Source organism: Lysobacter terrae, from assembly GCF_054782215.1.
In genome coordinates this window covers 324,908-332,902 of sequence record NZ_BAAGSX010000010.1, presented here as the reverse complement: position 1 = coordinate 332,902, position 7,995 = coordinate 324,908, and the positions used below count along the sequence as shown (strand labels likewise).

Genomic DNA, 7,995 nt, shown 5'->3' with positions numbered 1-7,995 from the left:
ACGTGCCGAAGCCGAACGCGCCGAAGCCGAACGCGCCGAAGCCGAACGCGCCGAAGCCGAACGCGCCGAAGCAGAACGCGTTGAAGCCGAAAAGGCTGCCGAAGCAGCCGAGTACGCTCGTCTCGAAGCGGAGTACGCGGAAGCCGCACGCATCGCCGAGGAAGAACGTCTCGAAGCCGAGCGTCTCGCCGAAGAACAGGCGGAGGCCGCCAAGGCCGGCGCCGAAGCGGAAGCCGAAGCGCAGCGTCGTGCCGATGAAGTCCGCGCCGCGGAAGAACAAGCCCAGCGCGAAGCGGCGGCTGCTGCGGCCGCGCTCGCCGCGGCCACTACGCTGCCCGAACCAGAGCCGGCCGTGGCCGCGATCCTCGCGCAGGCCCAGGCGGGCGGCGAGGATCCGGACGAGGCGCTCGACCTGACCGGTCTGGATCCGGAACTCGTCGACATCTTCGTCGAGGAAGGCGCCGACCTGCTCGATCATTCCGACGGCCTGCTCGCCGAGCTGCGCGCCGCACCCGATTCGCGCGAACCGCTGATCGGCCTGCAGCGCGATCTGCACACGCTCAAGGGCGGTGCGCGCATGGCCGGCATCATGGCCGTGGGCGAACTCGGCCACACCATGGAGTCGCTGCTCGAAGCGGTGGTCGAAAACCGCGTCGAACTCGGCAGCGACAGCATTCCGCTGCTCGAACGCGGCTTCGACCGCCTGCATGCGATGGTCACGCGCGTCGGTACGCGCCAGGCGATCGCGATGCCGGAAGCGCTCATCGCTGAGTTCGATGCGCGTTCGCGCGGCCAGCGCGTCGCCGCGTCGGCATCCACTGAGGCTCTCGCCGAAGCACCCAGTCCGGCCGCACCCGCCGCGCTCGAACTCAAGCCGCTGTCCGCGCCGATGGTCGAAGCGCTGCACGGCGACGACGACGACGTCGGCACGCGCGCGCCGCAGGAACAGGTGCGCATCCGCGCCGACCTGCTCGACCGTCTGGTCAACTACGCCGGTGAGGTCGCGATCTATCGCGCCCGCCTGGAACAGCAGCTGGGTGCCTTCCGCGGCGCGATCGCGGAAATGGACCAGACCAACCTGCGTCTGCGCGACCAGCTGCGCCGCCTGGAAATCGAAACCGAAGCGCAGATCATCGCGCGCTACCAGCGCGAGCATGAGAGCGAAGACGCGACGTTCGATCCGCTCGAACTCGACCGCTTCTCGACCCTGCAGCAGCTGTCGCGCGCGCTGGCCGAGTCGGCCGCCGACCAGACCAGCTTGCAGGTCACGCTCGACGACCTGACCCGCCAGTACGAAACCCTGCTGCTGCAGCAGTCGCGCGTGAGCTCGGAGCTGCAGGAAGGTCTGATGCGCACCCGCATGGTGCCGTTCGACTCGCTGGTGCCGCGCCTGCGCCGCGTCGTACGCCAGGCCTCTGCGGAAACCGGCAAACAGGCCCAGCTCAAGCTCGGCAATGCGCAGGGCGAACTCGACCGCAATGTGCTCGACCGCATGACCGCGCCGCTGGAGCACATGCTCCGCAACGCGATCGCGCACGGTCTGGAGAAGCCCGACAAGCGCAAGCAGGCGGGCAAGGCGGAAGAAGGTTCGATCAGCATCGCCATCCGCCGCGAAGGTTCGGAAGTGGTGCTGGAAGTCGCCGACGACGGCGCCGGCCTCAACCGCACGGCCATCCGCAAGCGCGGCGAGGAGCGCGGCCTGGTTCGCCAGGATGCGACGTTGACCGACAACGACCTCGACATGCTGATCTTCGAGCCGGGCTTCTCGACGGCCGACGAAGTCAGCCGCCTCGCCGGTCGTGGCGTGGGCATGGACGTGGTCGCCTCGGAAGTGCGCCAGCTCGGCGGCACGATCGACATCCATTCCAAGCCGGGCGATGGCACCCGCTTCACCCTGCGCCTGCCGCAGACGCTCGCGGTCACGCAGGCGGTGTTCGTGCGCATCGGCGAAACCACCTTCGCCGTCCCGATCGCCTCGGTGCGCGGCGTGGGCCGCATGCCGCGCGCTGAGATGCGCGCCGGTACTACGTACGAGTACGGCGGCGAAGACTATCCGGTGCACGACCTGGGCACGCTCGTCGGCCACGCCACGGCGAAGGCCGAAGGCCAGCTGCAGATGCCGCTGCTGCTGATCCGCGCCGGCGATCTGCGCGCCGCGGTCAGTGTCGACCAGGTCGTGGGCAACCGCGAAATCGTGGTGAAGCCGGTGGGTCCGCAGGTCGCTTCGATCCCGGGCATCTTCGGCGCCACCATCATGGGTGACGGTAGCGTCGTGGTGATCCTCGACGTCGCACCGCTGGTGCGCCGTCAGGCCGTGCTCGCGCCGGAACACCTGCCGACCGCGCCGACGGCCGAACAGCGCCGCGTCCCGATGGTCATGGTGGTCGACGACTCGGTCACCATGCGCAAGGTCACCGGCCGCGTGCTGGAGCGCAACAACTTCGAAGTGCTCACCGCGAAGGATGGCCTCGACGCGCTGGAGAAGATGGCCGAGCACGTGCCCGACCTGATGCTGCTGGACATCGAAATGCCGCGCATGGACGGTTACGAGCTGGCCACGGCGATGAAGGCCGATGCCCGCCTGCGCAACGTGCCGATCGTGATGATCACCTCGCGTACCGGCGAGAAGCATCGCCAGCGCGCATTCGATATCGGCGTGGACCGCTACCTGGGCAAGCCGTACCAGGAACCGGAACTGATGCGTAACGTTTTTGAACTGCTAGGGATAGCGCGCACTCATGAGTAAGGACGCCCGCCGTGTCGTGTTGCTGGCCCGCGCCGGCGCGGCGCGCGACCGCATGCGTGAGGCACTGGATCAGGCCGGCGCGAACATCGTGCTGGAAGCCGATCCGGCCACCACCGACCAGACCGCCGTGCTGGCTTCACAGCCGCAGGTGGCGCTGATCGTGCTGGATTCGGCCACCGACGAAGCGCTGGAGCGTTTCGACGCGGTGCTGTCCAACCCGCAGATCGAAGTGCTGTTCGAAGAAGCCGAACTCGCCGTCGGCCGCGTCGGCTGGGACGCCGCGCGCTGGGTCCGCCATCTGCGCGCCAAGCTCGGCCATGCCGACAGCGTGCTTCCGCCGGGCGGCGAAGCCGCGACCGAAGTCCGCGCGCCGCAGGCGCCGGCAGCGCGGATGACGACGCCGGTTGCCGCACCGCCCGCGGCTCCCGCCGCAGCGCCAGCCCCGCCGCCCGCCGCGTCGCCGAAGCTGGAGTTGTCGCTCGCCGACACCGACGACGTCGGCCCCGTCGACGTGCATTCGGACATGGAGCTGCTCACGGTCGAACTCGGCGACGAAGCCGCGCATTACGCCCAGGAACATGGCAACGAAGCGCCGTCTCCGTTCGTCGCCAAGCTCGAACTCGAGCTCGCCGACGAGACGCCGACCGAGATCAAGATCGAAGGCCTGGGCGGACACGAAGAAGACCATCCCAACGACGCCAGCCGTTTCCACGACGACATGGCCGACCTGCATTCGCGCATCGCCGCGATGGAGCTGGTCCATGACCGCGCGACCGCCTCCGCGCACGGCGCGGTGCTGGTGCTCGCCGGCATCGGTGGTCCGGACGCGGTGCGCCAGTTGCTGGGCGCGTTGCCGACGACCTTCCCGCGCGCCGTGCTGGTGCAGCAGCGCCTGGACGGCGGCCATTACGACAAGCTGGTCGCGCAGATGCAGCGCGCGACCACGTTGCCGGTGAAGCTGGCCGCCAGCGGCGACGAGCTGCAGGCGAGCACGGTCTACATCGTTCCGCCGGCTCTCGGCGTGCAACAGAGCGGCCAGGGCCTTGCGTTCAATGACGCGCCGGCCGAGCTGCTGACGTCGATGCCCGCCAACGACAGCGCGGTGCTGTTGCTGAGCGGCGCGGACCCGGCGCAGGTCGACGCAGTGATGAAAATGGCCGGTGCCGGCGCGCTCGTCGCCGGGCAGGCCCTGGATGGTTGCTACGACGTATCGGCGCCCGCGGCGCTGGCGGCGCGTGGCGGCCAGGCAGGCAAGCCGCAGGAACTGGCGCGCAAACTCGCCGAACGCTGGCACTGAGCCGACCGCAGCCCCTACGCTGCACTAGCTATGCGGCAGTGAAGAACCGGAAACGCCGATGACGACCCAAAGCTCCAACGCCACACCGCAGCAAGACATTCGAGGCGTCCTCATCGCCGTGGCGCGCGCTCGCCTGCTGCTGCCCAACGCGACCATTGCTGAAGTGATGTCGTTCGCGCCGCCCTCCGCGCTGGAAGGCGCGCCGGACTGGCTGCTGGGCCGCATCCGCTGGCGCGGCTGGGAACTGCCCCTGATCGCCTTCTCGCGCATGGCCGACATCGCGCCGGAAGCTGGCGGCCTCGGCAGCAAGGTGGTCGTGCTCAAGGCACTGGGCGGCGATACCAAGGCGCCGTATTTCGCGATATTGACCCAGGGCTTCCCGCGCCTGGTCACGGTGTCGACCGATCGCCTCCTGCACGAGACCGACGAATTCCTACCGCGTGGCGTCCGCGCCCGCGTGTGGCTCAACGAGGATGAGGCCTTCATTCCCGATCTCGAAGCCATCCAGGCGCTGATCGGCAACGCGCTGGCGCAGGCCGAGGCGGCCTGATCCGGCGTGGCTGACCCCGTCGTCGGCCCTTCGAATTCCGCATCCGCACCCAGCCGCTGGGCGTCCATCGACGCCCTGCGCGGTATCACCGTGGCGGCGATGCTGCTGGTCAACAACCCGGGCGACTGGGGGCATGTCTATGCCCCGCTCGAGCATGCGTCGTGGCACGGACTCACGCCGACCGACCTGATTTTCCCGATGTTCCTCTTCATCGTCGGCGTCTCCATCGCGCTGGCGCTGATGCCGCGGCTGGAGCGCGGCGAATCGCCGCAACGGTTATCGAAGCAGGTGTTGGTGCGCGCGCTGCGGATCGTCGCACTCGGCCTGCTGTTGCATCTGTGTGCGCTGTGGGCGTTCGACCTGCCGCATTACCGGGTGATGGGCGTGTTGCAGCGGATCGGGTTGTGCTTCGGGGGCGCTGGCCTCATGGCCGTGTACACGCGGCAGCGGACGCAATGGGCGATCTTCATTGCGTTGCTGATCGCATATGCCGCGCTGCTGTGGGCCGGTGGCAGCTATGAGCCGTGGGTCAACATCGCCAGCCGTACCGACTACGCCGTGCTCGGCGTGCACGTCTATCAGCTCGATCCGGCGACGGGGTTCGGCCACGACCCGGAAGGTTTGCCGAGCACCCTGGGCGCATTGGCGACGACGGTGCTAGGCCTGCGCGCGGGCGACTGGTTGCGTAGAGGGCACGCACGTCGGCTGTGGCTAGCTGGTGCGCTCGCGCTGACGATCGGGCAGGCGTGGTCGCTCGTACTGCCTTTGAACAAGAACCTGTGGACGCCGTCGTACGTGTTGTGGAGCGGCGGCTTCGCCTTGCTCGCGACCGCGCTCGCGCATTGGGCGATCGATCGCCGTGGCCTGCCGGCGTGGGGACGCTCCTTCGGCCTCAATGCGATTGCCGCTTATGCCGGGTCGGCGTTCCTGCTGTATGCGCTGGCCGCGATCGGATGGCTGGAGCCGCTGTATCGGCATGGATTCGCCGATTGGATGACGCCGCGCTTCGGGCCGTTCGTGCCGTCGCTGGCGTATGCAATCGCGTTCGTGGCGCTGTGGTGGGTGGTGGTGCGCGTACTGGATGCGCGGAAGATCTACTTCAAGATCTGACGGCAAAAGCAGCTCGCTACGCTCGCTCCCCCTCACCCGCCCTTCGGGCACCCTCTCCCCGCAAGCGGGGAGAGGGATTGCGTGTCAGCGCAAGTCTCCGAATCCCGCCTGCAACGCCGCGATCGCCGCGAGCCCCGCGGTTTCCGTGCGCAAGATGCGCGGGCCGAGGCGCAGGCCGCGAAACCCCGCGGCGCGCAGTTGCTCACGATCGATGTCCGACCAGCCGCCTTCCGGTCCCACCGCGAGGTAGAGCGTCGCCGTGGCATCGGCAGGAAGCGCGGCGAAGGCCAGTTCGCCCTCCGGATCCAGGATCAGCCGCAAGCCGCCCGTCGGCAGTTGCTGTAGCGTTGCCGCGAGCGACAGCGGCGATGCCACCTCCGGCACCCGTGCGCGCCCGCATTGCTCGCAGGCCGAGGTCACCACGCCGCGCCAATGCGCGAGGCGCTTGTCGGCGCGCGCGCCGTCCAGCTTCACTTCGCTGCGCTGCGACCACAAAGGTGCGATGGCCGCGACGCCGAGCTCGGTGGCCTTCTGCAGGATCAGGTCCATCTTCTCGCCGCGCGCCACGCCCTGGAGTAACACGATGCGCAGCGGGGACTCGTTCTGCACCGGGCGGGAGGAACCCACGGCGACGCGCAGTCCGCGCTTGTCCAGCGCGACGATGCGCGCGTCGTGGTCGTGGCCATCGCCGTTGAACAGCACGCATTCGTCGCCCACCGTCAGGCGCAGCACGCGCGCCAGATGCGCGGCTGCGCTTTCCGGCAGCGCCAGCTCCGTCCCGGGCGCGAGTGGCGCGTCGACATGTACGCGAATCGTGCGCATCAGGCGCCCTCCGTCGCATCGTCGATCGCCGTACGGGTGACGTCGGCGAGCAGGCGCAGCGCATCGTCGTCGATGCAATACGGCGGCATCCAGTAGAGGATGTCGCCCAGCGGCCGCAGCAGCACGCCGCGCGACAACGCGCTGCGGTAGGCGCGCAGGCCGACGCGGCGCTCGCTTTCGAAGGGCGTGCGCTTGTCGCCGTTACGCGTCAGTTCGAACGCCACGATCATCCCCGCCTGACGCACATCGGCGACATGGCGGTGGTCGGCGAACGGCTGCGCCAGCTCGCGCATCCGCGCGGCCGTCGTGCGATTGCGCGCGACGATGTCGTCGCTGGCGAAGATGTCCAGTGAGGCCAGCGCGGCGGCGCAGGCCAGCGGATTGCCGGTGTAGCTGTGCGAATGCAGGAATGCGCGATCGCGCGAATCATCCAGGAAGCCGTCGTAGATGGATTGCGTCGCCAGCACCGCCGCCAATGGCAGGGCACCTCCGGTCAGTCCCTTCGACAGACACAGCAGATCGGGTTGGACCCCACCTGATCCGCCAACGCGAGCGTCGGCGGGGGCCTGCTCGCACGCGAACAAAGTGCCGGTACGGCCGAAGCCGACTGCGATTTCGTCCGCGATCAGGAATACGCCGTGGGTGTCGCAAAGATCACGCACGAGGCGCAGATACACCGGATCGTGCATGCGCATGCCGCCCGCGCATTGCACGCGTGGCTCCAGGATCAGTGCGCAGATCTCGCCGGCATGGCGCTCGAGGAGTTCGCGCAGTACGTCCGCCGCACGCGCTGCGCGTTGCGCCGGCGACTCGCCGGGCTCGCACTGGTAAGCGTCCGGCGATGGCGCGAATAGCGCTTCCGCGAGCAGTGGGGCATAGACGCGCCGGTACAAGGGAATATCGCCGACGGCCAGCGCGCCCAGGGTTTCGCCGTGATAGCCGTTCTCCAGCGCGACGAATTTGGTGCGGCCCATCTCGCCACGGTTGCGGAACCAGTGGAAGGCCATCTTCAGCGCCACCTCCACGCCGGCCGAGCCGTTGTCCGCATAGAAGACCTTGCTCAGCGGCGCACGTCCGGCCTCGCGAGGCGCCAAGGCCAGCAGGCGTTCGGCCAGCTCGACCGCGGGCGCATGCGAGCAGCCGGCCAGGATCACGTGCTCCAGGGTCGAGGCCTGGCGCGCGATCGCCGCGGCGATGCGCGGCTCGGCATGGCCGAACAGGTTGGTCCACCAGCTGCTGATCGCGTCGAGATAGCGGCGTCCGTCGCGGCCGATCAGCCACGGCCCTTCACCGCGCGCGATGGGCAACAGCGGCAAGGTGTCCGGGTGCTCGCGCATCTGCGTGCACGGGTGCCAGAGCACGGCCAGGTCACGCGAACGCCATGCATCGGCGTCCGCTATCATCGCGTCGTGAGTCTTCTCTTGCATTCCGACATTATCGCAGCCTCCGGGCCGGTCTTCGGGCGCCGGT

General features: G+C 68.8%; 6 protein-coding genes. 4 read left to right on the top strand and 2 right to left on the bottom strand.

The genetic code is table 11. From position 1 onward, the window contains the following. The 4 genes from ACYVJ8_RS16505 to ACYVJ8_RS16490 all read left to right on the top strand — a co-directional run. Positions 1-2,746, top strand: a 2,746-nt coding sequence (locus tag ACYVJ8_RS16505; RefSeq protein WP_460714405.1) for a response regulator, incomplete at its 5' end; no start/stop codon positions are given. After that, the gene (locus tag ACYVJ8_RS16500) at positions 2,739-4,043 is read left to right on the top strand and encodes a chemotaxis protein CheB (RefSeq protein ID WP_460714403.1); all 1,305 of its coding nucleotides are present in this window, start codon (positions 2,739-2,741) and stop codon (positions 4,041-4,043) included. The genes ACYVJ8_RS16505 and ACYVJ8_RS16500, both read left to right, overlap by 8 nt. 58 nt (positions 4,044-4,101) lie before the next feature. After that, complete coding sequence (locus ACYVJ8_RS16495) at positions 4,102-4,593, top strand: chemotaxis protein CheW (protein ID WP_460714401.1); 492 nt, start codon at positions 4,102-4,104, stop codon at positions 4,591-4,593. Between the two features lie 6 nt (positions 4,594-4,599). Beyond that, positions 4,600-5,703, top strand: a complete 1,104-nt coding sequence (locus ACYVJ8_RS16490) for an acyltransferase family protein (RefSeq protein WP_460714399.1) — start codon at positions 4,600-4,602, stop codon at positions 5,701-5,703. 84 nt (positions 5,704-5,787) lie between these two features. On the opposite strand, the gene ACYVJ8_RS16485 is transcribed toward ACYVJ8_RS16490, so the two are convergent. Both ACYVJ8_RS16485 and bioA read right to left on the bottom strand, forming a co-directional pair. Beyond that, positions 5,788-6,525 (bottom strand): 16S rRNA (uracil(1498)-N(3))-methyltransferase, encoded by a 738-nt coding sequence (locus tag ACYVJ8_RS16485; RefSeq protein ID WP_460714397.1) that lies wholly within the window; start codon positions 6,523-6,525, stop codon positions 5,788-5,790. Then, a complete protein-coding gene (gene bioA / locus ACYVJ8_RS16480) occupies positions 6,525-7,952 on the bottom strand; it encodes an adenosylmethionine--8-amino-7-oxononanoate transaminase (protein ID WP_460714395.1) in 1,428 nt (475 codons plus the stop codon). Before bioA ends, ACYVJ8_RS16485 begins: the two co-directional genes overlap by 1 nt. Positions 7,953-7,995 lie beyond the last annotated feature (43 nt).